Origin of the sequence: Duganella sp. Dugasp56 (assembly GCF_047304105.1) — a bacterium.
Classification (GTDB): domain Bacteria; phylum Pseudomonadota; class Gammaproteobacteria; order Burkholderiales; family Burkholderiaceae_D; genus Rugamonas; species Rugamonas hordei.
In genome coordinates this window covers 78,276-99,998 of sequence record NZ_JBGLYQ010000020.1, presented here as the reverse complement: position 1 = coordinate 99,998, position 21,723 = coordinate 78,276, and the positions used below count along the sequence as shown (strand labels likewise).

Here is a 21,723-nt window from a genome sequence, read left to right as displayed (position 1 = left end):
GGCATATGATGAAACGATTGATGGGATGGATATTGGCGGTGCTGTGCATGTCCGCGATGGGCAGTGCCGGCGCGGCCGACGTGAAGCTGGGGTCGAGCGACGTGCTCAAGGTGACGGTGTACGGTAGTCCCGACCTGACCACGGAAACGCGGGTCAACGAGGCCGGCAAGATCACCTTCCCGCTGATCGGTGAAGTTGAGATCGGCGGCCTGTCGACCGCCGACGCCGAAAAGAAAATCGCCGGCATGCTGGAGAGCGGCGGGTTCGTCCGCAAACCGCAGGTCAACATCCTGGTCACTGTGCTGCAAAGCCAGCAGGTATCGGTGCTGGGACAGGTCAACCGTCCTGGTCGCTATCCGATTGAAGGCAAACGCAGCGTGCTGGACCTGCTGGCGCTGGCCGGCGGTCTGAGCGCCGACGGCGGTGAAACAATCGACCTGATCCGCAAGACTGGCGACGGCAAGACCGTGCGCGAAGTGGTGGACGTGGTGGAAATGGCCCGTACCGGCGACCTGAACCGCGATCTGGAACTGACCAGCAACGACGTCATCTACGTCGAACGCGCGCCGCGCTTTTACATCTATGGCGAAGTACAGCGTCCGGGCGTGTTCCGCCTGGAGCGCAACATGACCGTGGTGCAGGCGCTGTCGACCGGCGGCGGCCTGACCCAGCGCGGCACCGAACGCGGCGTGCGTGTCAAGCGCCGCGGCGCCGACGGCAAGTTGCAGACGCTGGACGTCAAGCATGACGATCTGCTGCAGCCTGACGATGTCGTCTATGTCAAGGAAAGCTTGTTCTAAAGCCGGGTCACCGTCGTCTTTTTTAGTCCAGAAATGAAAGCATCGCCATGAATTTTTCCCAAATCCTGTTGGTTTTGCGGGCGCGCAAAAAAATCATCCTGCTGACGTTGCTGTTCACCGTGGCGGTGACGGTGGTGGTCAGCCTGATCCTGCCCAAAACCTATAAAGCGACCTCGTCGGTCCTGCTCAATTACAAGGGTGTCGATCCGTTGACCGGCATGTCGATGCCGGGCCAGCTGCTGCCGGGCTATGTGGCGACGCAGATCGACATCATCACCAGCAAGAACGTGGCGCTGCGTGTGGTGGACGCGCTCAAGCTGGCGCAGAGCCCGGCTGTCATCGAGCAGTTCAACGACTCGGAAGACGGCCAGGGTACAGTGCGCGACTGGCTGGCCGAGCTGTTGCTGAAGAAGCTGGAGATCGTGCCATCGCGCGAGAGCAGCGTCATCGAGATCAGCTTCAAGGGTTCCGACCCGCAGTTCGTCGCGGCCATCGCCAACGCTTTTGCCGAAGAGTATCAGCGCGCCAATATCCAGCTGAAGGTCGATCCGATGAAAAAGGCCACCACCTATTTCAACGACCAGTCCAAGTTGCTGCGCGACGCGGTGGAAGTGGCGCAAAGCCGCCTGTCGAAATACCAGCAGGAAAACGGCATCGTCAGCGTCGACAACCGCCTCGACGTCGAATCGAACCGCCTCAACGACCTGTCGGCGCAACTGGTCGCGGCCCAGGGCCAGCTGATGGAAGCGCAGTCGCGCCAGCGCATGGCGAGCGGCGAGTCGGGAGAATCGCCTGATGTGGCCGGCAACCCGCTGATCCAGAACATGAAGGTCGCGCTCAGCACGGCCGAATCGAAATTCGCCGACGTCGCCCAGCGTCTGGACAAGAACCATCCGCAATACCAAAGCGCCAAGGCCGAAGTGGACCAGTTGCGCGCCGACCTGAAGGCGCAGACCAAGGCCGCCTCGAACACCGTCGGCAACAATGCGCAGATCTTGATGCAGCGCGAAGCGCAGATCCGCTCCGCTTTGCAGGAGCAGAAGAACAAGGTGCTGGCGCTGAACCGCACCCGTGACGAACTGAACGTGCTGCAGAAAGATGTCGAGAGCGCGCAGCGCGCGTTTGACGCCACCTCGGTGCGCCTGTCGCAGACCCGCATCGAAGGCCAGGCCGAGCAGTCGGACGTCGCATTGCTGAATCCCGCCGTGGCGCCGGTCAAGCCCTACAGCCCGAAGATCCTGATCAACACGGCGCTGGCGATCGTGCTGGGATCCATGCTGGGCGTCGGCCTGGGCTTCCTGATGGAACTGTTCGACCGCCGCGTGCGCTCGCAGAGCGATCTGGCCGACATGCTCGACATCCCCGTGCTGGGCGTTATTGACTGGAACCAGGCCAAGCACCGCAAATCGCGCTTCAAGGGCCTGTTCCTCCGCCGTAGCACTTTGCGCCTGAATTAATCAGAGATGGAACCTTCCATGACCACCACTCCCAATCTTGTCTCGCCGGTCAATCCGGTCCCACCGATCCCGCGCAAGGGCGACTCCAGCATCGGCGGCTTGCTGCTGGCCTCCGGCAAAATCACGCCGGAAAACGCCGAACGCGTGCTGCGCATGCAAAAGGAACTGGGCATCCGCTTCGGCGAAGCGGCCCAGCGCCTCGGCCTGATCACCGAGCAGGACATCCAGCAGGTGCTGGCGCGCCAGTTCGACTACCCCTATCTGCAAGAGGGCGAGACCAAGTTCTCCAACCAGCTGGCGGCGGCGTTCCGCCCGTTCAGCCCGCAAGTGGAAACGCTGCGCGCCGTGCGCAGCCAGCTGATGCTGCGCTGGTTCGCCAGCGGCCGCAAGTCGCTGGCCATCGTCGGTGTCAACCAGGGTGACGGCGTCAGCATCTTTGCCGCCAACCTGGCCGTGGTGTTTTCCCAGCTGGGCGAAAACACGCTGCTGGTCGACGCCAACCTGCGCCGTCCGCGCCAGAACGAAATCTTCGACCTGCAGGCGCGCGCTGGCCTGTCCGACATCCTGGCCGGCCGCGCCGGCACGGAGGCCGTGGCCAGGATCGACTCCTTCGTCTCGCTGTCGGTGTTGCCGGCCGGCACGCTGCCGCCGAATCCGCAGGAGTTGCTGAGCCGCGCTTCCTTCGGCTCGCTCAACGCCACGCTGGAACAGAACTACGACGTCGTGCTGTATGACGTGCCGGCCTATGCGACCGGCGCCGACTTGCTGTCGATCGCCGCCCGCGCCGGCGGCGTGCTGCTGGTGGCGCGCAAAAATGAAACCCTGCTCACCGATATCAACACGATGACCGAACAGCTGTTGCAAAGCGGTTCCAAGGTGGTCGGTTCGGTACTGGTTGAGTTCTGATGCAGGATTCGGTCACACAAGCCGCCAGCAGCGGGCGCGTACCCGGCTGGAAGGTGGGTCTGGCCGATCTGTGGCCGGTCCTGCTGGGCATGGCCAGCCTGTTCGTGCCCAGTTTCTATCGTTTGTTTACGGGTGTCTGGGCCACGGAAGACCAGGCCCACGGCCCCATCATCCTGGCGCTGTCGTGCTGGCTGCTTTACCGCCAGTGGCCGGACATGCTGGCGCGCAGCGCCGGCGGCCGCGGCGCCCGCTTCGGCTGGCTGCCGTTCACCGCCGGCCTGCTGGCCTACATCGTCGGCCGTTCGCAGCAGATCTATATCCTGGAAATTGGTTCCTTCATCTGCCTGACCGCGTCGCTGGTGCTGATCCTGCGCGGCTGGACCGCACTGCGCGTGCAGTGGTTCCCGTTCTTCTTCATGCTGTTCATGATACCGCTGCCGGCCGAGCTGGTGATCATGTTGACCATGCCGATGAAAATGGCGGTGTCGTGGGCTACCGAGCAGTTGCTGTACGCGGCAGGCTACCCGATCGCCCGGGCCGGCGTGATCCTGCAGATCGGCCAGTACCAGCTGCTGGTGGCCAACGCCTGCGCCGGCCTGCAGACGCTGCTGACGCTCGAAGCGCTGGGCCTGTTCTACCTGAACGTGGTGCGCCACACGTCGGCCTTCCGTAACATCACGCTGGCGCTGTTCATCATTCCGATTTCCTTCTCGGCCAATGTGATCCGCGTCATCGTGTTGACCCTGATCACCTATTATTTCGGCGATGCCGCGGGGCAGGGCTTCCTGCACGGGTTTGCGGGCATGGTGCTGTTCATCAGCGCACTGAGCCTGATACTCGGCATCGACACGCTGCTGCAATGGTTCGTCTCGCGCCGCCAGCTGCGCAGCATTTCTCCCACAGGAACCCCGCCATGAAACAGACTTTGCGTATCAGCCTGGTGGCGGGCGTGCTGATGGTGTCGTCCGCCGTGCTGGCCAAGATCATGACGCCGACCGAGCGGCTTGCCGACGTGCGCCCGCCGCTGGTGCTGGAGCACGAGATTCCAACCGCTTTTGGCGACTGGACCGAGGAAAAGGAACTGATGGCGCAGGTCATTAATCCGGAAGCGGCCAGCGAGCTGGCGAAAATCTACACCCACACCTTGTCGCGCAACTACATCAACCGCAACGGTGAACGCATCATGCTGTCGATCGCCTATGGTGCGGACCAGACCAGCGGCCTGCAGCTGCACTATCCGGAAGTTTGCTATCCCGCACAAGGGTTCAACCTGGCGTCGGCCACCAAGGGCATCTTGATGACCAATCTGGGCGCGTTGCGCGTCAAGCGTCTGCAGACTTCGCTGGGCAGCCGCAATGAGCCGGTCACCTATTGGACGACGATGGCGGACAAGGTCGTGCTGGGCGGTTACGACACCAAGTTCGCGCAGTTGAGCTACGGTTTCCGCGGCCAGATTCCGGATGGCTTGATTTTCCGTGTGTCGTCGATTTCCAACGATCCTCAGGCAGCGTTTCAGGTGCAAGACCAGTTCGTACGGCAGATTGTCGACGCGCTGCCGGCGCAATCACGCGTGCGTTTCGTCGGCACGCCGCGTCGCCCATAAGGCGCGGCACCGGATGCGATAAATCCCTGTTTGTCCCCTTCACTGAGTTGTAAAAGGAAAATATATGATCACGGTTGGCTTGCTCTGGCATTCTTTATCCTCAGGTAACCTTGGCGTCGGAGCGCTGACTGAATCGAACATCGCGATCGTGCGTGGCGTGGCCGAGTCGTTGGGGCAGCGCGTGCGCTTCATCGTGCTCGGTTCCGGCACCGAAAACCTGCCGGCATTGGCGGCCGAGTTGGCCGAAGCCGGCCATGTGTTGGAGAACCAGCGCGTGCGAATTTTCCGTTCCAGCTTCCGCGAACAAATCAAGCGCTGCGACCTGGTCATCGACATTGGCGAGGGCGACAGCTTTGCCGACATCTATGGCTTCAAGCGTTTCTTCTTTTACTGGCTCAGCAAGAACATCGTCTGCAGCCTGGGCAAGCCGCTGATCCTGGCGCCGCAGACCATCGGCCCGTTCGATGGCGTGGCGGCGCGCATGCTTGCCAAGCAGGTGATGGGGCGTTGTCGCCGCGTGTTCGCACGCGACAACCTGTCGAGTGCTTATCTGAAGCAATTGGATGTGACGCAGAATACCGATGAGGCCATCGACGTCGCCTTCCGCCTGCCGTTCAAGGCCAAGCTGTTCGCCGACAACGGGAAGACCCGGGTCGGTATCAACGTCTCCGGCCTGCTGTTCAACGGCGGCTATACCGGCGGCAACCAGTTCGGCCTGAGCATCGACTATCCGTCGACCATCCGTCGCCTGATCAAGCACTTCCAGGCGCTGCCGAATGTGGAGGTGCATCTGGTCGGCCACGTGATCGAGCCGCACATGCCGAGCGAGGACGACTACGTACGCGGTTTGGCGCTGGCCGAGGAATTCCCCGGTGTGATCGTGGCACCGGTGTTCAGCCGTCCGAGCGAAGCGAAGTCCTACATCGCCGGCCTCGACTACTTTACCGGCGCGCGCATGCACGCCTGCATCGCGGCGTTTTCGTCGGGTGTGCCGGTGGTGCCGATGGCATACAGCCGCAAGTTCAACGGCCTGTTCGGCACGCTGGGCTACGACACCATCGCCGACTGCAAGGTCGACAGCGAGGATACGGTCTGCGCCAAGATTGGTAACGGTTTCAGCCAGCGAGAGCAGTTGCGCGGCCAGGTGCGGGCAGGGCTGCAACGGGTCGAGCAGCGTCTGGGGCGCTATGAGGCCAGCTTGACGCAGGTGCTTGGCGCTGCGACGGGGAAATAATATGAACACACTGCGCAGCTATTCCGTCGGTTTTTCCTCGGCACTGGGGAGTTTGTTCTCCAGGGCTCGTCTAAAGGCCCTGCTGGTGTTCTGGTTGCCGGTGTTTCTGGTTTCCGCGTTTCTGGGTCTATGCTGCGTCATGCTGCCGTGGTGGCTGAATCTGGGCATGGCCGCCGCAGTCGCTTATGTCTGCATGTTATGGATCTGGCCTTGGGTAGGCTTCGGCGTGTATGTGCTGATCGCAATCGTAGCGCCGGATTTCAAGCTGGCCGATGCTGCCACCGTCGGCACCATGATGGTCCTTGCGTTCCGGATATGGAGTACCAGACAGATGGCGCCGCCATTGCCATCGCGCCTGTCGACGGTGATGTGGGTATTTGCCATTATCGTTGCTGTGTCTTTTGGCATGGCCATTTTCTATTTCCATAACAAGGTGCCGAATATTTACCGCGATGGGCGGGCATTTCTTTATTGGCTGTGGCTGCCCATTCTATGGCGCATGACCGCTGGCCAGCAGGACAGCATTCCCAAACTGGTGCGGGTCATGGTCGGCATCGCGCTAACAGTGGTGGGCTTGGCTGTTTTTCAATGGGTTACGGGAATGCAGGTGGTGGCGGTGGGCTTGGTGGCATCGCTAGGCACCACCTCGGGCTTTGGCGAGGAAGTGACGCGGGTACAGATGCCGGGATTTTTGTTTGTATCCTGGGCCATCATCTGGCTAATGTTGCAGGTCCTCTACAAGCGTGTCAATCTGCTGGTCGCCGGCCCCATGATGCTGTTGCTGCTGGCTGGCCTATATGTCAATTTCGGCCGCGGTCTGTGGGCTTGGACGTTTATTGGCATTCTGTTGCCGGTATTTTTCATCGGTACCGGGCGCTCGGCCAAGTTGCTGGTTACGGTCACGCTGGGCGCTGTGCTCAGCGTGGGGACGCTAGCTGTGTTCAAACCTTCGGTTCTAGAAAATATCAGTAGCCGCCTGTCCAGCGTGCAAAACGAGGGCGGGCAAAAGACCTCCTACGGCTGGCGTGAACTGGAAAATCAGGAGGCGATGATAACGCTGCGGCGTACACCGGTATTCGGCGTCGGCATGGGCGGCGAATATCGGCCATGGGTACATGAACTGCGCTTGTTTTACGAGCACGTACGCTATATTCACAACAGTTACCTGTTCATCGCAGTCAAGCTTGGCATCCCTGGCTTGTTGTGCCTGATGCTGTTGTACTGGCGTGCCTGGAACGGCGCACGCCGAGGCTTGCCGAAGGTTAATGACCAGCAACGGGTGACGTTGCTGGCCTGTCTATCGTTTTTCCCGATTACCATGGGACTGTGCATCACTCAGCCGGAGTTCATGAATACCTACAGCGTACTGATCTTTGTATTCATGATCATTATTTTCGCCAACTGCTTTGTGACGGATGCGTCGGCCACCAAAACCGCGCGTCACGCGGGAAGGCATTGATGGCGAGCCCTCCTGCCAAGGCCTTTGTTGTCATCTTGAACTGGAACGGCTGGCGCGATACGCTGGAGTGCCTGGAAAGCCTGCTGGCCAGTACCGGGGTGGAACTGCGCGTGGTGGTGTGCGATAACGCATCTAGCGACGGTTCGGCTGCGCAACTGCGCGCATGGGCGGATCGCCGTTTCGGCGCGTTTGGCTGGACCGAGGTGGATCGCTTGTTGCCGCAGGCGCGGCCAACCACCGACCACGCATTTGTGCTGCTGCACAATGGCGGCAATTTGGGCTTTGCAGGAGGCAATAATCCAGGCATCGCCTACGCGATGGGTGATGCTGCTTGCGAATACATCTGGCTGTTGAATAACGATACCGTGGTCGAGCCTGATGCGCTGGCGCAGGCTATTGCACGCATGCGGCAGGACCGCCGCATCGGCTTGTGTGGTTCGACGCTGGTGTATTACCATCAGCGCGATCAGGTCCAGGCTTTCGGCGGCGCTCGCTATTCGCCCGCCCGGGGCAGTTCGGTGCATGTCGGCGCCTTCGAGCCGCGCTCCGCAGTGCCGGCGGCGTCGGCGGCAGTGGAAGCCTCATTGTCTTATGTCATTGGCGCGGCCATGCTGGTGCGGCGGGCTTTTGTCGAGCAGGTGGGATTGATGACGGAAGACTATTTCCTCTATTTTGAGGAGATTGACTGGTGTACGCGCGGGCGCGCCCATTTCGCGCTCGGTTATGCACCGGCCAGTGTGGTCTATCATAAGGAGGGGGCGTCGATCGGCACCGCCGCCACGGGTGGCTCGGCGCTTTCGGTGTATTACCTGTTCAAGAACAGGTTGCGCTTCACCGCGCGATTCCATGCGCGCCATCTGTTGACAGTAGTTTTGTTCAGCTTGATTGATGTCGCAAAATTTGTATACCGGCGGCGCTGGCCGCAAGTGTCTTCGGCGTTGCGGGGCATGTTGCAATTACCGCGGGCCCGACCCAAATGAGCTGGTCGTCGCCGGCTGCCGATGAACGAGTTGACTGGAGGTTGAAATGAACCTGATCCCGTTGCATATCCGTAGCGTCTTGCGACGCTTGGGACCGGCCGTGGTGATAGCAGCGCTGGGCATGGGCTGGCTGCTGCCATCTCACGCGGCCGATGATTTTAAAATCGGCGTGTACTATTTTCCTGGCTGGAAAGATAACCAACTGGGCGGGCCGTATCCCCACCCGTGGGAGAAAATCAAGCCGTTTCCCGAACGCGAACCGACGCTGGGTTGGTATGCCGAAGGGGATATTCCTGTCATGGAGAAACAACTCGGTTGGATGAATCAATACGGCATAGACTACGTGGTTTTTGACTGGTATTGGGGAAGTGACAACAAGACCCATCTGGATCATGCGCTAAATGCTTATTTGCGAGCGAAGGATCGTCATGACGTGCAGTTTGCGATCATGTGGACCAGTCACAGCGACTACATGTTTAGCCTGGAACAGTTCAAAACCATCTTTCAATTCTGGGCTGATCGTTATGGGTTTCGCAAAGAGTATTTGAGAGTGGACGGCAAACCAGTGGTGTTTATTTTTTCCGCTGGCTTGTTAAATAAGAATGCGGCCAAGCTGGGTATGACCACGGCACAGTTGCTGGCGATAGGCGATCAAATATTCAAGGATGCAGGTCTTGGCGGGGTTTCCTTTATTGGCGGGGTTTCGAACGGCCCCAACGGCGTGGATTATTCGCGTCAGAGCGGCTGGACCGGATTTTCTTCGTATAACCTGCATGGACCGGCGTTGAAGCGTTTTGCCGGGGGACGCCAGCAAACCCGCTCCTATGCCGAGCTGGCCCAGGGGTATGACGACCAGTGGCAATACATGCTGAGTCACGTCGAGGGAATTTACGTGGTGCCGATGCTCTCCGGATGGGACCACCGGCCTTGGGGGGCCAGCCCGGATCCTATGCATGACATGTCCATCGCCGATCCTGTCCAGTTCCAGAAACACCTGGAGGCCGCACGTGCGGTGATGCTCAGTGAGCCTGAAAAGACCAAAAAGATGGGGGTGATTTGCTGCTGGAATGAATTCGGAGAGGGTTCTTTTATCGAGCCAACCAAGAAATTCGGTTTTTCGTATCTGGAAAAAGTGAAACAGGTATTCGGAACGCAAAAGTGAGTCTCCAGCCATTCAATCGCGTGGTGTCTTTCTGAGGGACATGCTATGTTGTCGCCCCGCGGTATCTGCGGCGTTGACGAGGAGCAAGCGGTATAGACGCGGAATTTTTTTGGTCGGAGAGTAAATGATATCCAATATGAACTACACCTCGGCGGCGCCGCATGGTGAATGATAATTTGCGTCTGGTGATTGTCGCGCAGGAGTTTCCTTATCCTCCAAATCACGGCGGCAGGGCGGACGTGTGGCGGCGCATGCGTGCGTTGCAGCGCTTGGGCTGCTCGGTGATGCTCGTGTGCTGGTGCGACGACTATGACCAGCCCACCGCGGAGCATCTGCGGGCGGTCGAGCAGGTGGCGGAGACCGTGCAGGTCATCGTCAAGCGTCGCGGCTGGCGTCAGGATGGTCGGCGCTTATGGCGCATATTGAACGGCATCCCGTCTCACGCGGCCGCAAGATGGGCCGATAGTGCCGATCAAGGACCGCTGATGCGGTCCGTGCGCGCATTTCAACCGCAAGCGGTATTGCTGGACTCACCTTATGGCGGCGTGTTCGCGCGCCAATTGAGCGCCCGGTTGGATGTACCGCTGTTTTACCGTTCGCATAATATCGAGCACGCTTATTTTGCTGGCCAGGCTGCCGCTGCCAGCAGTATCAAGAATCGTTTGGCGTGGACCTTGGCGCGCTGGCATCTGCATGCATATGAGCTCTCGCTGATGAAGGTTGCCGCAATCACTTTTGATATTTCGGCCGATGATATGAAGATATGGCAGGCGGAAGGTATTCGCAACGGCCACTGGCTGCCGCCTCTGCCAGAGGCTATTTTCGACGCGGCGCCTGCGGCCACCACTGCCGTTGGTGCGCAATTGCTATTTCTGGGCAATCTGCGCGCGCCCAATAATGTGCGTGGAGTGCGCTGGCTGGTCGAGCAGGTCATGCCACTGGTCTGGCAGCGGAGGCCTGACGTGCCGTTGACCATTGCCGGTTCGATGCCGCTGGCTGAAGTGACCGCGCTGGTCGATACCGACCCGCGTCTGGAATTGCGCGCAAACGTCGCCGACGCGCCTGGACTGATGGCTGCGGCAGGCTTGCTGCTCAATCCAGTATTGTCCGGCAGCGGCGTCAATGTCAAAACCCTGGATATGCTGATGACCGAGCGTCCTATCGTTAGCACGCCGCAAGGGGTGGCCGGCTTGCCGCAGTCGCTGCGGTCATTGTGCCGGGTCGCTGCCGACCCGCAAACGTTTGCCGATCAAATCATCGAGGGGCTGGAGGCGCCGGCCATCGACGCCGCGGCCAGGGTGCGCGGACGCGAGCAGTTCTCCCTGCAGGCGGTATCTGCCGCAATGGCCGCCATGCGGCGCGCGATCGACGCGCATCGGCCTATCCGGACAACAGCTTAGAAAATAACGGGGTATATAAAATGAGAGTAGGTCTGGACTTGCATGTGGTGGACGGGATCTTTCAGGGATCGCGTTCGCACGTTCTGGAGGTGTTTTCCCGGGTGGCGAAGTTGTGCCCGGAGATCGAGTTTGTTGGCCTGCTGGACAAGGTCGACGAGTTCAAACGCAACTATCCATCCTTCAATTTGCCGAACGTCAGAGTGGAGCATTTGCCGCATACCGGCGCGATCAGGCGGTTGACCTGGGAGCTGCCCCGTCTGCAGCGCAAACTGGGGCTGGATTTGATGCATTCGCAATATATTATCCCGTTGCCGTCGTTGTCGAAGACGGTGGTAACGATCCATGATGTGTTGTTTGAGAGCCATCCGGAATTCTTCCAACCTTTCTTCCGCTTACGTTCGCGTTTGCTGATGCGGCTGGCCGCTTTCCAGTCCGAGCATGTATTTACGGTCAGCCAGTTCTCCAAGGGAGAAATCGAGCGGCGCTACCGCATGCGTCCGGAGCAGATTACCGTCACCCCCAACGGTGTCGATTACCGGCGCTTTTATCCCGGACAGGACGGCGAGGCCATGCTGGCACGGCGCGGGCTGGCATCTGGTGAATATTTACTTACCGTCGGCCGCCTGGAGCCCCGCAAAAACCACGTCACGCTACTCAAGGCCTACGCTCAACTGGGGGACGATGCGCCCAAGCTGGTCATCGTGGGACAGAAGGATTTCGGCTTCGAGGCGATGTTCAATGAGGTGGCGGGCAATCGCTTCCGCGACCGAGTATTGATCCTGGAGGATGTTGCTGAAGCGGAATTGCCGGTGCTCTACCGTCATTGCATGGCCTTTATCTATCCGTCGCTGGCTGAAGGTTTCGGCATGCCGCCGCTCGAAGCCATGGCCAGTGGCGCGCCGGTGATCGTTGCCAACAACACGGCCCTGACCGAAGTCGTGGAAACGGCTGGCTTGCTGGTCGGCTCCACCGATGTCGAAGGTCTGACGAACGCCATTCGGCGGGTGGTGACCGAACCGACCACCCGTGCGGACCTGCGCGCGCGCGGACTGGCACAGGCCCAGAAGTTTTCCTGGGACGTCGCTGCCGAGGCTGTGGCGGCGCGCTATCGAGCGCTGAATCGAAAATGAATCATTGAAATTTACTTGTGCATTTGCTCAGTTTAATTGTCTTGGTGTTAAAATTACCGGACTAAATGCTGCGCTGCGCAAAAAATGCCGTGTGTGATGCAATAACAGATATGAAAAAATGAGAAAAACTGTACGAATACTAGGCACCCATGGCGTGCCGGCCGCTTATGGCGGATTTGAAACCGCAGCGGAAAATATTGCGTTATTTTTGGTGCGGAAGGGCTGGCGAGTGATCGTCTACTGCCAGACAAAGGGGCGTGGCCCCATTGTCGAGGATGTCTGGCGTGGCATCGAACGCGTTTCCATTCCGATCGAGGCCGGCGGTTGGAAAGGCACCTCCCAGTTCGACCTGAAGTCGATTAAGCACGCTTGCCGGACCAAGGACTTGTGCCTGACTTTTGGGTACAACACTGCGGTGTTCAATACGCTGCAACGCATCAAAGGCATCCCTAACGTCATTAATATGGATGGGATCGAGTGGTCGCGCGCGCGCTGGGGATGGATGAAGCAAACCATTCTGTATGTCAACGAACGGATCGGCTGCTTCGTCGGCAATCACCTGATCGCCGACCATCCCGAAATCGAGACCCATCTGCTGACCCGGGCGCCGCAGCGCAAGGTCAGCACGCTGACTTATGGCGCCGATCCGGTCGCCGACGCGCCTGAAGATGCGGTGCGCGCGTTGGGCTTAGTGCCGGGGCAGTATCTGAATCTGATCGCACGGCCCATCCCGGAAAACTCGATCCTGGAAATGGTCGAGGGTTTTTCCGCCAAGCGGCGCGGTTGCAAACTGGTAATCTTGGGCAAGTATGAACCGGACATCGACGATTACCACCGTCAGGTACTGGCGGCGGCCAGCGATGAAGTGGTGTTTCCCGGTGCGATTTATGACACTGCGGTGGTGCAGGCGCTGCGCTTCCACAGCCTCGCTTATGTGCATGGTCATACCGTTGGCGGCACGAATCCGTCGCTGGTCGAGGCCATGGCTGCGACCAACGCCGTGATCGCGCACGACAACGTCTATAACCGCTGGGTGGCGCAGGGGGCGGCCGTGTATTTCAGTGACGCCGCCAGTTTTGGCGCCTGCGTCGAGAAATTGCTGGAGTCGCCGGAGGTGTTGCAGAGCCTGCGAGCGCACAGCAAGCGTCGCTTCTTTGAAGAATTTACCTGGGAGCACGTCGCTGGCCAGTACGAACAACTGCTGCTGCGCTATTTGCCTGGGCAAATAGCCGGACAGGGGTGAATTTTTTTGCATTGATAAATATTTTGATGAGGTGAAAAATGGTTAGAGTTGCCGTAGTCGGGCTGGGAAAAATGGGCTTGTCGCACCACGCGATGATCAATGCTCACAAGGATGTGAAACTGGTGGCGGTCTGTGACGGCACCGCCTACCTGCTGGATGTCTTGAACAAATACACGGGCGTCAAAACCTATTCGGATTACGCCCTGATGTTGAAAGAAGTCGAGCTCGACGCGGTATTGATCGCCACGCCATCGGGCTTCCATGCCGACATGGTTCGCGCGGCGCTGGAACGCGGGTTGCATGTATTTTGCGAAAAGCCGTTTTGCCTGACGGTGGCTGATGCCGAGGAATTGACTGCGTTAGCCCAGAAAAAAGGCTTGGTCAACCAAGTCGGCTACCACTGCCGCTTTGTCGGTGCGTTCCAGGAAGTCAAGCGTCTGCTCGACGCCAACGTCATTGGCGAGGTCAGCCATGTGCTGGCCGAGGCCTATGGCCCTGTGGTGCTGAAACCCAAGGGCTCGACTTGGCGTACGCAGCGATCCGAGGGCGGGGGCTGCCTCTACGACTACGCGGCACACCCGATCAATCTGGTTAACTGGTACTTTGGCGCGCCCAAGGGGGTCGGCGGTACCGTGCTGAATAAAGTCTTCTCCAAGGACACCGACGACGAAGTCTACAGCACCCTGTATTTCGACGGTGGCAAAAGCGCTCAGGTATCGGTCAACTGGAGCGATGAGTCGTACCGCAAGATGAGTACCAAGATCACGATCCAAGGTCCGGCCGGCCGTATCTATGCCGACCGCCAAGAGTGCCAAGTGTACCTGCGCGAAGACGCCGTTATTCCCGAGGGCTATAAAGTCGGTTGGAACGTGCGTTACACCACCGAGCTGACCGAGCCGGTCGACTTTTATCTGCGTGGAGAGGAATACACCGCCCAGCTGGATTACTTTGTTAGCAGCATTCAGCAATCGCGTGCCGACAACGTGAATTCCTTCGCCAGCGCCGCCGCGACCGACAAGGTGATCGCGCTGATGATAGCCGATGCGGAAAAAGGGCCTTCGACCTTGGCTGAAGGAGCGACGTTTGAGCCGGTGCGCAAAAAACGCGGTTTCTTTGGTCTGTAATTGTCACGCATCGTCACGGAATAAATTGAGGGAGTAAGTTATGGATCGTTTGCTGTTTGGTGACAACCAATTCTTTGGTGTTAATCATATGTCCGAAGAAAAAGCACGGGCGCAAGCCATGCGTTTTCAGGACACGGGGGCCATCATGGAGGTGCTGGACATCGCCTATGACGAGGGCATCAAGACTTTCATGTGCACAACCCACGAGCGTATCGCCGAGGTTTGCGACAAAGTGCGTGCTCAGCCTGAGCGCTACGCTGATTTCTCGTTCTACCCATGCATGCCTTACGCGCACAAGTACGCCAACGCAATGACCGACTATGGCATGATGGGCGCGATCAAGCGTTTTATGCCGGACGAGGGCTTTCTGGACGCGGCTCTGCGGGGCGGCATGTCGCTGGCGCGCAAGGACATCGAAGGCATCACCACGCTGTTGATCGATGCTGAAATGAAGATGTTCCAAGGATTGAAGACACCGGTCATCTTTTTGCAGAACGTCGTGGTTGACCTGCTGCTGGGCCTGGGTTTCAAGGAGGCGTTTTCGATTTTCGCGGATCACGTGAAGAAGCGTTACAACGCCGAGCCGGGATTCATCACGATGAACTTGCCTAAGCTGCTCGATGTGCTGGATGAGCTGGGCATAGAGAATCCCATCGTGTGCTCGAACATCAACAAGATTGGCTTCCGCGTGTCCGGCGGCGTTGAGGCATACGAGGACGCATTGCGCAATCGTAAGTTCCGCGCGATCGCGATGTCGGTCTTCGCATCGGGCGCGATTCCGCCGAAAGAGGCGATCGACTGGGTTTGCGAACAGCCCAACATCGAATCGATCGTGTTTGGTGCCTCCAGTCGCGGCAACATCCGCAGTACCCGCCAGTTGGTTCAAGAGAATTGGAAGGACGCGGTGTAAGCCAGTGCGCGGCGGCAGCGCCGCGCTGCGCCTAACAGCAGATGATTTCTACATTCGACAAGGCATATGCCGAAGGTGAGCCCAGGACCGGCGCGCCGCGCGCCGCTCGCCGCCAGGAAATCGAAGTGCTGCGTATCGTCAGCGCGTTCGGTATCGTCTGGTTCCATAATATTGCAATACCCGGTCAGGATATCGGCTACGCCGGCCTCGTCGCGTTCATCATTATTTCCATGTATTTTGCCACCTTGGGCAGCACGCCGCCCAAGCCGGTCGCGCAGCGCGCACGAGTATTACTGTTGCCGTGGCTAGTGTGGTTCATATTCTTTGGCTGTCTGAACCTGGCGAAACATGAGCCTTTTGTACCACTGGACCATGGCTTGGTCGCGGGCGTACTGCTCGGCAGCAGCGTGCACTTGTGGTACTTACCCTTCATCTGGATTGTCATTGTACTGTTTGACCGGGTCAAGCGGCCGCTGGGCGAGCGAACTCTGGCATATGGCAGCGTGACACTGGCGCTGTGCTTGTTGCTCTCCTGCAGGCTGTGGCGCGGCCCTTCGCTAGCGCTGAATTACCCGTATGCGCAGTATATGCATGCGGCTGCCGCAGTGTTCCTCGGAGTGTTTTTCGCCAATTGCAAGGTCTTGGCGCGCCCCGTGCAGTTGGCGTTGGTGGCGGCGGTGCTGCTGACGATCGTGTGGTTTACCCTGTCGATGCGTGGCATAGGCGTTCCCTATCTGCTGGGCGTGTCCGCAGCGGCCGTGACGCTGCTGCCAGAGTGGCAGCTGCCGCCGTCGTTCAACGTTAGCGGGCTATCCGAATGTACGCTGGGTATCTACCTCTGCCACGTTTTCTGGCTCAAACTTTTGCCGAAACTGGTACCGATGCCGCAAATGGTTCTGCCTTGCGTGGTGTTTGTGGCCTCGGCGCTCTCAGTCTGGGCGTTCAGAAAAACGCTGCCGCGTCTGGCCAGATATATCGTCTAGTTCAGACGCGGGCAGCCTGCCGCGCGGCCGGCATAAAACGGTTGCCAACCTTTTTGCCGTAGGCGATGGACGGCGTTTCAATATAGCGATAACCCAGCCAAGCCAATACAAAGGACAGGCCGAACTGCGTGGACACCAGCAACGGACCGACCGGTATCAGGTTTTGGCTGACGCCGATGACGATGGGGTGCAGCAGGTAGGCGGAATAGCTGACCGTGCCCATCCATGCCAGCCAGCGCGGCCAGCGGACGTATTCGGTGGTCAACAGGGCGGCAACAAAGAACACGATGCTCGCGCCCCAGGCGCTCGCCATGGGAACCAGGCTCAGCGTGCCGACGGCCAGTTCCTCGGTCCTGCCGGCGAAGGCCGCGTAGGCAGCAATCGCCGTCGTCAACAGACCCAGCGCAACGCCGGCGGCGGCGTATTTGCCGGCAAGCCTTTTCATATGCCATTCGGCCAGAACCCAGCCCAGTAGCATCAATTCCAGATTGAAGACACCGTAGGCGAAAAATTTATGCATTCCGAATTTCATGCCCAGCGCCAGTCCTGCCGTTAGCAAGGAATAACCCACAAAAATAAGGAAAGGGCGCTTCAGCATGCCTGTCACTGAGAGGGCCGTCATTAAGAAATAAAACGCCATTTCGAACTTCAGGCTCCAGAAGACATTGATCGCGTTCTTGATGCCGACGAATCCCTGCATCATCGTGAAATTGACTGCCATGCCGAACGGGCTGAGGGTTTCCTGAAAATGGTACAAGCCCGCACTGGCGAACAGCAGCACGGTAATCAGGCAGACCCAGTACGCAGGGTACAGCCGGAAAAAACGGTGCAGCCAGAACACCTTGAGGCTCGGCGATGCATTCAATGACTTGGGAATGATGTAGCCGCTGATCAGGAAAAACAACGAGACGCCGGCTTGGCCGATTTGAAAGTAGTTGGCGTCGATCAGTTGAGCCAATTGCGAACGTTCGTGCATGATGTGGCTGAAGATAACCAGAAAGACGGCGATACCTCTCAAGGCATCCAGGAATTGAAGCCGGGCTTTCGATGTGCTCATATCATCCCTTGGTTAGTATTGAAGTGTAATGATATCGTTTAATCATCATTGTGATGAAAAAAACATGTGGTCTGATGGATGTTCTTTGTATTATATTGTAACATAGCAAATATGCTGCGCCGCGGCGAATTTCTGCACGACGATGACTGTGACGGTGGTGTGGATGAGATGCTGCATAGCCATATTAAAGCGGCCGATGTGTGTGACGGGCGACAGCAATACTTGCTCAATCATATAGTATGCTTTCACGCGGAGTTAACAGAGAGGGTTTACATGAAAGCAATGATATTGGCTGCGGGCAAGGGCACGCGGGTGCGTCCATTGACCTATGATTTGCCCAAGCCCATGATTCCTATCCTGGGCAAGCCGGTGATGGCCTATCTGATCGAGCATCTGGCCAAGTACGGCGTGACGGAGATCATGGTCAACGTCAGCTATTTGCATGAGAAAATCGAGGATTATTTCGGTGAAGGCCATCAGTACGGCGTGCAGATCGGTTACTCCTTCGAAGGCTACACCAACAACTACGGCGAGGTGGTGCCGGAGCCCTTGGGTTCTGCGGGCGGAATGAAGAAGATCCAGAACTTCGGCGGCTTCTTCGACGAGACCACGATCGTGTTGTGCGGCGATGCGCTGATCGACCTCGACATCAAGTCTGCGCTGTTCGAGCACAAGCGCAAGGGCGCGCTGGCCTCGGTGGTGACCAAGGAAGTGCCTTGGGACAGCGTGTCGAGTTATGGCGTGGTGGTCAGCGACAAGAACGGCCGCATCCAGTCGTTCCAGGAAAAGCCTAGCAAGGAAGAGGCGCTGTCGAACTTCGTCAGCACCGGCATCTACATCTTCGAGCCGGAAGTGCTGGACCTGATCCCGTCGGACCGCCAGTTCGACATCGGCTCGGACCTGTTTCCGCTGCTGACCGAGAAGGGCCTGCCGTTTTACGCGCAGCAGCGGCCGTTCAACTGGATCGACATCGGCAGTGTCAAGGATTACTGGGAAGTGTGCCAGAGCGTGCTGATGGGCGAAGTGGCCCATCTGGACGTGCCCGGCATTCAGGTGGAGGAGGGGCTGTGGGTGGGCTTGAACACCAGCATCGACTGGAAGGGCACGCGCATCCAGGGACCGGTGTACATCGGTTCCGGCTCGCGTATCGAAGCGGGCGTGACCATCGTCGGCCCGAGCTGGATCGGTCATGGCAGCCATGTGTGCGAGGGCGCCAGCGTGGTGCGCAGCGTGCTGTTCGAATATACCCGCGTGTTACCAGATGTTTCGCTTGATGAAATGATCGTGTTCAAAGACTACAGTGTCGACCGTTCTGGAGAGATGCGGCACGTGTCGGACTACGATTCGGATGAATGGGCCAATGCGCGCGACCGCCGCAACAAGCGTCGCGCGGAAAACAGTAACGAAGTTAATCGAGAAGAGAAAGCTATTACAATCCTATGAAAATCTATCCAGTCATACTGTCCGGCGGCGCCGGCACCCGTTTATGGCCTTTGTCGCGCGCGGCGCTGCCCAAGCAGCTGCTGCCGCTGGTGTCGGACCGGACCATGCTGCAGGAAACCGCGCTGCGCCTGGCCGGCTATCCCGGCATGATGGCGCCGCTGGTGGTGTGCGGCAACGAGCACCGCTTCCTGGTGGCTGAGCAGATGCGTGAAATCAAGACCGCCCCGCTGGGCATCCTGCTCGAACCGGTCGGCCGTAACACCGCGCCGGCGGTGGCTGTCGCCGCCAACTACCTGACGGCCATCGATCCGGACGCGATGATGCTGGTGCTGCCGGCCGATCACGTGATCGAGAACGTCGATGCCTTCTACGCGGCCGTCGGCCAGGCCGCGGCGCTGGCCGCCGACGGCGCGCTGGCCACCTTCGGCATCGTGCCGACCGGTCCGGAAACCGGCTACGGCTACATCCAGAGCGGCAAGGCCGTCGCTGGCGGCAACAACGGCTTTGCGGTCGACCGCTTTGTCGAAAAGCCTGATATGGAAACGGCCAAGGGCTTTGTTTCGGCCGGCAACTTCTTCTGGAACAGCGGCATGTTCATGTTCCGCGCCGACCGCTATCTGAGCGAACTCAAGGAGTTTCAGCCAGCCATGGCGGCCGCCTGCGAAGCGGCGGTCAAGGGCGACTACCGCGATCTGGACTTCTGCCGCCTCGACGAGGCCGCATTCACCAGCGCGCCGTCCGATTCGATCGATTACGCGGTGATGGAGCACACCCGGCACGCGGTGGTGGTGCCGGCCGACATCGGCTGGAGCGACGTCGGCTCGTGGTCGGCGCTGCATGACGTGCAGCCGGGCGACGCCCAGGGCAATGTGCAGCGCGGCGATGTCTACCTGGACAATGTCTCCGGCTCGCTGGTGCGCGCCGAGAGCCGCATCGTGGCCGTGGTCGGCGTCAAGGACCTGATCGTGGTGGAAACCGCCGACGCCGTGCTGGTGGTGCACAAGGATCAAGTCCAGCGCGTCAAGCAGATCGTCGATCACCTGAAGGCCAAGGACCGCACCGAGCATCTGCACCACACGAAAGTCTATCGTCCATGGGGCTGCTACGAGGGCATCGACATCGGCGAGCGCTTCCAGGTCAAGCGCATCACCGTCAATCCGGGCGGCAAGCTGTCGCTGCAAATGCACCACCACCGTGCCGAGCACTGGATCGTCGTCAGCGGCACCGCCCGCGTTACCTGTGGCGATACCATCACGCTGCTGACCGAAAACGAGTCCACCTACATTCCGATCGGCATGAACCACCGGCTTGAGAACCCGGGCAAGTTGCCGCTGCACCTGATCGAAGTGCAGTCCGGCAGCTACCTCGGCGAGGACGATATCGTGCGTTTCGAGGACGTCTACCAGCGCGCCTGATGTTGCGGCGCAACACTCTGAAAGCCGGGGCGACCCGGCTTTTTCTTATTTCCCCGGGCAAAATGGGGATGTTCGAGGACAAATATTTCCATGGTGAATTTTTAAAAAAAAAGTTCTACATTTGCAAGCTTCAATGTGCAAATTGTAATATACTGGCGTCAGATGAGTAGTTCCCAACAAGCATGATGTCTTCCCGGCATCTTTTAATCCTAATAGTAGGCAGGCATGAAAAAAACTTCACACGCTATCGTTGCAGCCCTGTTGCTGGGCGCCGCCGCTTTCTCCGCTAACGCGGCGACAGTGACCCATACGCCTAAAACCATCGACCTGAGCGCAAGCGCCGCCAAGTACGGCGACAGCTTCAGCACCGGCCTGGCCCAGGCCACGTTCACCGATGTCTTCAATTTCCACGTCAGCGCCAAGAGCCTGCTGTCAGCCGACCTGACCTCGACCTCGAGCACCGCGGCTGTCGGCCTGGACCTGACCAATTTCCTGGTCTATAACAGCGCCGGCACCCTGCTGTACTCGGGTGTGCAGAAATCGACCGGCAAGGTCGACAACTGGAAGCTGAGCACGCCGAATCTGGTGTTGAACACGGGCAACTACTACCTGCAAGTGGTGGGCAAGGTCAATTCGAACAGCGCCGGCAGCTTCTCCGGCAACATCGCACTGAAAGCGCTGGCGGTACCGGAAGCCGATACCTACGCCATGCTGCTGGCAGGCCTGGGCCTGGTTGGTTTCGTCGCACGCCGCCGCAAAGCCGCGTAATTCGCCCACTTTAAGATAGAGAACAAGCATGAAAAAATATACTTCGATCCTGATGGCCGTGGTTCTGGCCGCCGCCAGCGCCTTCGCCGGCGCGGCTGATTTCCAGCGCACCTCCACCATCACCCTGGTTGACGGCACCTCGGACTTCGGTCCGGCCAGCGCCTTTAGCGCAGGCAACTTGGACAAAACCTTCTCGGACGTGTTCAACTTCTCCATTCCCAGCCTGAGCAGCGCCGACAGCAATGTGTCGTCGGTCAGCATCGGCGATAACGCAGGCATCGACTTCAGCCGCTTCGACCTGTATAAAGTCGGTTCGCCGATCGCCGCCGCCACCGGCAGCCTGGACGTCGACAGCGGCCTGTGGATCCTGTCTGGCACCAATCTGGCCGCCGGCAACTACTTCTTCAAGGTCGAAGGCACCATCAAGTCTGCCGACGCGATCAGCTACTCGGGCAACCTGGTGGTATCGGCAGTGCCGGAAGCGGACGCCTACGCCATGCTGCTGGCTGGCCTGGGCCTGGTTGGCGTGATCGCCCGCCGTCGCAAGAGCGCCTGATATACCGGCCGCGCCTTCGGGCGGCCCGCTCCTCTCACCCCGCAAGCCTGACGGTTTGCGGGGTGTTTTTATTTTCCGTCCCCGGTGAACCCG

General features: G+C 59.1%; 20 protein-coding genes. 19 read left to right on the top strand and 1 reads right to left on the bottom strand.

Annotation, left to right across the window (positions count from 1 at the left end; genetic code table 11):
• Window positions 1-8 precede the first annotated feature (8 nt).
• The 15 genes from epsE (at window position 9) to ACCD07_RS15760 (ending at window position 16,391) form a co-directional block, all read left to right on the top strand.
• Window positions 9-800 carry a polysaccharide export protein EpsE gene (gene epsE / locus ACCD07_RS15830; RefSeq protein ID WP_413447901.1) on the top strand — a complete coding sequence of 264 codons (792 nt, stop codon included), beginning with the start codon at window positions 9-11 and terminating at the stop codon, window positions 798-800.
• 47 nt (window positions 801-847) lie between these two features.
• A complete protein-coding gene (gene epsF / locus ACCD07_RS15825) occupies window positions 848-2,257 on the top strand; it encodes a chain length determinant protein EpsF (RefSeq protein ID WP_353404242.1) in 1,410 nt (469 codons plus the stop codon).
• An 18-nt stretch (window positions 2,258-2,275) separates the two neighbouring features.
• The gene (gene epsG / locus ACCD07_RS15820; protein ID WP_353404243.1) at window positions 2,276-3,163 is read left to right on the top strand and encodes a chain length determinant protein tyrosine kinase EpsG; all 888 of its coding nucleotides are present in this window, start codon (window positions 2,276-2,278) and stop codon (window positions 3,161-3,163) included.
• Window positions 3,163-4,080, top strand: coding sequence for an exosortase B (gene xrtB / locus ACCD07_RS15815; RefSeq protein WP_413447890.1), 918 nt, complete (start codon window positions 3,163-3,165; stop codon window positions 4,078-4,080). The genes epsG and xrtB overlap by 1 nt, the downstream gene beginning before the upstream one ends.
• Window positions 4,077-4,766 carry an exosortase-associated protein EpsI, B-type gene (gene epsI, locus ACCD07_RS15810; RefSeq protein ID WP_413447889.1) on the top strand — a complete coding sequence of 230 codons (690 nt, stop codon included), beginning with the start codon at window positions 4,077-4,079 and terminating at the stop codon, window positions 4,764-4,766. The genes xrtB and epsI overlap by 4 nt, the downstream gene beginning before the upstream one ends.
• A 64-nt stretch (window positions 4,767-4,830) precedes the next feature.
• Window positions 4,831-6,000 carry a polysaccharide pyruvyl transferase family protein gene (locus tag ACCD07_RS15805; protein WP_353404246.1) on the top strand — a complete coding sequence of 390 codons (1,170 nt, stop codon included), beginning with the start codon at window positions 4,831-4,833 and terminating at the stop codon, window positions 5,998-6,000.
• 1 nt (window position 6,001) lies between these two features.
• Entirely contained in the window at window positions 6,002-7,459 is a 1,458-nt protein-coding gene (locus ACCD07_RS15800) for an O-antigen ligase family protein (RefSeq protein WP_413447888.1), read from the top strand.
• A complete protein-coding gene (locus ACCD07_RS15795) occupies window positions 7,459-8,439 on the top strand; it encodes a glycosyltransferase family 2 protein (protein ID WP_413447887.1) in 981 nt (326 codons plus the stop codon). The genes ACCD07_RS15800 and ACCD07_RS15795 overlap by 1 nt, the downstream gene beginning before the upstream one ends.
• Before the next feature lie 46 nt (window positions 8,440-8,485).
• Window positions 8,486-9,601: a glycoside hydrolase family 99-like domain-containing protein gene (locus ACCD07_RS15790; RefSeq protein WP_413447886.1), complete on the top strand. Its 1,116-nt coding sequence runs from the start codon at window positions 8,486-8,488 to the stop codon at window positions 9,599-9,601.
• Window positions 9,602-9,762: 161 nt separating this feature from the next.
• Entirely contained in the window at window positions 9,763-11,001 is a 1,239-nt protein-coding gene (locus ACCD07_RS15785; protein ID WP_353404250.1) for a glycosyltransferase, read from the top strand.
• Window positions 11,002-11,021: 20 nt separating this feature from the next.
• Window positions 11,022-12,131, top strand: coding sequence for a glycosyltransferase family 4 protein (locus ACCD07_RS15780; protein ID WP_353404251.1), 1,110 nt, complete (start codon window positions 11,022-11,024; stop codon window positions 12,129-12,131).
• Between the two features lie 118 nt (window positions 12,132-12,249).
• Complete coding sequence (locus tag ACCD07_RS15775; RefSeq protein WP_353404252.1) at window positions 12,250-13,374, top strand: DUF1972 domain-containing protein; 1,125 nt, start codon at window positions 12,250-12,252, stop codon at window positions 13,372-13,374.
• A 38-nt stretch (window positions 13,375-13,412) separates the two neighbouring features.
• Entirely contained in the window at window positions 13,413-14,498 is a 1,086-nt protein-coding gene (locus ACCD07_RS15770; RefSeq protein WP_353404253.1) for a Gfo/Idh/MocA family protein, read from the top strand.
• Window positions 14,499-14,538: 40 nt separating this feature from the next.
• Entirely contained in the window at window positions 14,539-15,408 is an 870-nt protein-coding gene (locus ACCD07_RS15765) for a hypothetical protein (RefSeq protein ID WP_353404254.1), read from the top strand.
• A gap of 41 nt (window positions 15,409-15,449) precedes the next feature.
• A complete protein-coding gene (locus tag ACCD07_RS15760; RefSeq protein WP_413447885.1) occupies window positions 15,450-16,391 on the top strand; it encodes an acyltransferase family protein in 942 nt (313 codons plus the stop codon).
• Window position 16,392: 1 nt separating this feature from the next.
• Here ACCD07_RS15760 and ACCD07_RS15755 read toward each other — a convergent pair whose 3' ends face one another.
• Complete coding sequence (locus ACCD07_RS15755; RefSeq protein WP_413447884.1) at window positions 16,393-17,448, bottom strand: acyltransferase family protein; 1,056 nt, start codon at window positions 17,446-17,448, stop codon at window positions 16,393-16,395.
• Window positions 17,449-17,721: 273 nt separating this feature from the next.
• Here ACCD07_RS15755 and ACCD07_RS15750 point away from each other — a divergent pair, with 273 nt between their 5' ends.
• From ACCD07_RS15750 to ACCD07_RS15735, 4 genes are all read left to right on the top strand, one after another.
• Window positions 17,722-18,891: an NDP-sugar synthase gene (locus tag ACCD07_RS15750; RefSeq protein ID WP_353404260.1), complete on the top strand. Its 1,170-nt coding sequence runs from the start codon at window positions 17,722-17,724 to the stop codon at window positions 18,889-18,891.
• Window positions 18,888-20,306 (top strand): mannose-1-phosphate guanylyltransferase/mannose-6-phosphate isomerase, encoded by a 1,419-nt coding sequence (locus ACCD07_RS15745; protein WP_353404261.1) that lies wholly within the window; start codon window positions 18,888-18,890, stop codon window positions 20,304-20,306. The genes ACCD07_RS15750 and ACCD07_RS15745 overlap by 4 nt, the downstream gene beginning before the upstream one ends.
• A 225-nt stretch (window positions 20,307-20,531) precedes the next feature.
• Window positions 20,532-21,074, top strand: a complete 543-nt coding sequence (locus ACCD07_RS15740) for an FxDxF family PEP-CTERM protein (RefSeq protein ID WP_353404263.1) — start codon at window positions 20,532-20,534, stop codon at window positions 21,072-21,074.
• Between the two features lie 28 nt (window positions 21,075-21,102).
• Window positions 21,103-21,630, top strand: a complete 528-nt coding sequence (locus tag ACCD07_RS15735; RefSeq protein ID WP_353404264.1) for an FxDxF family PEP-CTERM protein — start codon at window positions 21,103-21,105, stop codon at window positions 21,628-21,630.
• Window positions 21,631-21,723: the final 93 nt, after the last annotated feature.

Coding starts and splice junctions, on each gene's coding strand:
- epsE (WP_413447901.1), top strand. CDS start 9: ATGAAACGATTGATGGGATGGATATTGGCGGTGCTGTGCATGTCCGCG.
- epsF (WP_353404242.1), top strand. CDS start 848: ATGAATTTTTCCCAAATCCTGTTGGTTTTGCGGGCGCGCAAAAAAATC.
- epsG (WP_353404243.1), top strand. CDS start 2,276: ATGACCACCACTCCCAATCTTGTCTCGCCGGTCAATCCGGTCCCACCG.
- xrtB (WP_413447890.1), top strand. CDS start 3,163: ATGCAGGATTCGGTCACACAAGCCGCCAGCAGCGGGCGCGTACCCGGC.
- epsI (WP_413447889.1), top strand. CDS start 4,077: ATGAAACAGACTTTGCGTATCAGCCTGGTGGCGGGCGTGCTGATGGTG.
- ACCD07_RS15805 (WP_353404246.1), top strand. CDS start 4,831: ATGATCACGGTTGGCTTGCTCTGGCATTCTTTATCCTCAGGTAACCTT.
- ACCD07_RS15800 (WP_413447888.1), top strand. CDS start 6,002: ATGAACACACTGCGCAGCTATTCCGTCGGTTTTTCCTCGGCACTGGGG.
- ACCD07_RS15795 (WP_413447887.1), top strand. CDS start 7,459: ATGGCGAGCCCTCCTGCCAAGGCCTTTGTTGTCATCTTGAACTGGAAC.
- ACCD07_RS15790 (WP_413447886.1), top strand. CDS start 8,486: ATGAACCTGATCCCGTTGCATATCCGTAGCGTCTTGCGACGCTTGGGA.
- ACCD07_RS15785 (WP_353404250.1), top strand. CDS start 9,763: ATGGTGAATGATAATTTGCGTCTGGTGATTGTCGCGCAGGAGTTTCCT.
- ACCD07_RS15780 (WP_353404251.1), top strand. CDS start 11,022: ATGAGAGTAGGTCTGGACTTGCATGTGGTGGACGGGATCTTTCAGGGA.
- ACCD07_RS15775 (WP_353404252.1), top strand. CDS start 12,250: ATGAGAAAAACTGTACGAATACTAGGCACCCATGGCGTGCCGGCCGCT.
- ACCD07_RS15770 (WP_353404253.1), top strand. CDS start 13,413: ATGGTTAGAGTTGCCGTAGTCGGGCTGGGAAAAATGGGCTTGTCGCAC.
- ACCD07_RS15765 (WP_353404254.1), top strand. CDS start 14,539: ATGGATCGTTTGCTGTTTGGTGACAACCAATTCTTTGGTGTTAATCAT.
- ACCD07_RS15760 (WP_413447885.1), top strand. CDS start 15,450: ATGATTTCTACATTCGACAAGGCATATGCCGAAGGTGAGCCCAGGACC.
- ACCD07_RS15755 (WP_413447884.1), bottom strand. CDS start 17,448: ATGAGCACATCGAAAGCCCGGCTTCAATTCCTGGATGCCTTGAGAGGT.
- ACCD07_RS15750 (WP_353404260.1), top strand. CDS start 17,722: ATGAAAGCAATGATATTGGCTGCGGGCAAGGGCACGCGGGTGCGTCCA.
- ACCD07_RS15745 (WP_353404261.1), top strand. CDS start 18,888: ATGAAAATCTATCCAGTCATACTGTCCGGCGGCGCCGGCACCCGTTTA.
- ACCD07_RS15740 (WP_353404263.1), top strand. CDS start 20,532: ATGAAAAAAACTTCACACGCTATCGTTGCAGCCCTGTTGCTGGGCGCC.
- ACCD07_RS15735 (WP_353404264.1), top strand. CDS start 21,103: ATGAAAAAATATACTTCGATCCTGATGGCCGTGGTTCTGGCCGCCGCC.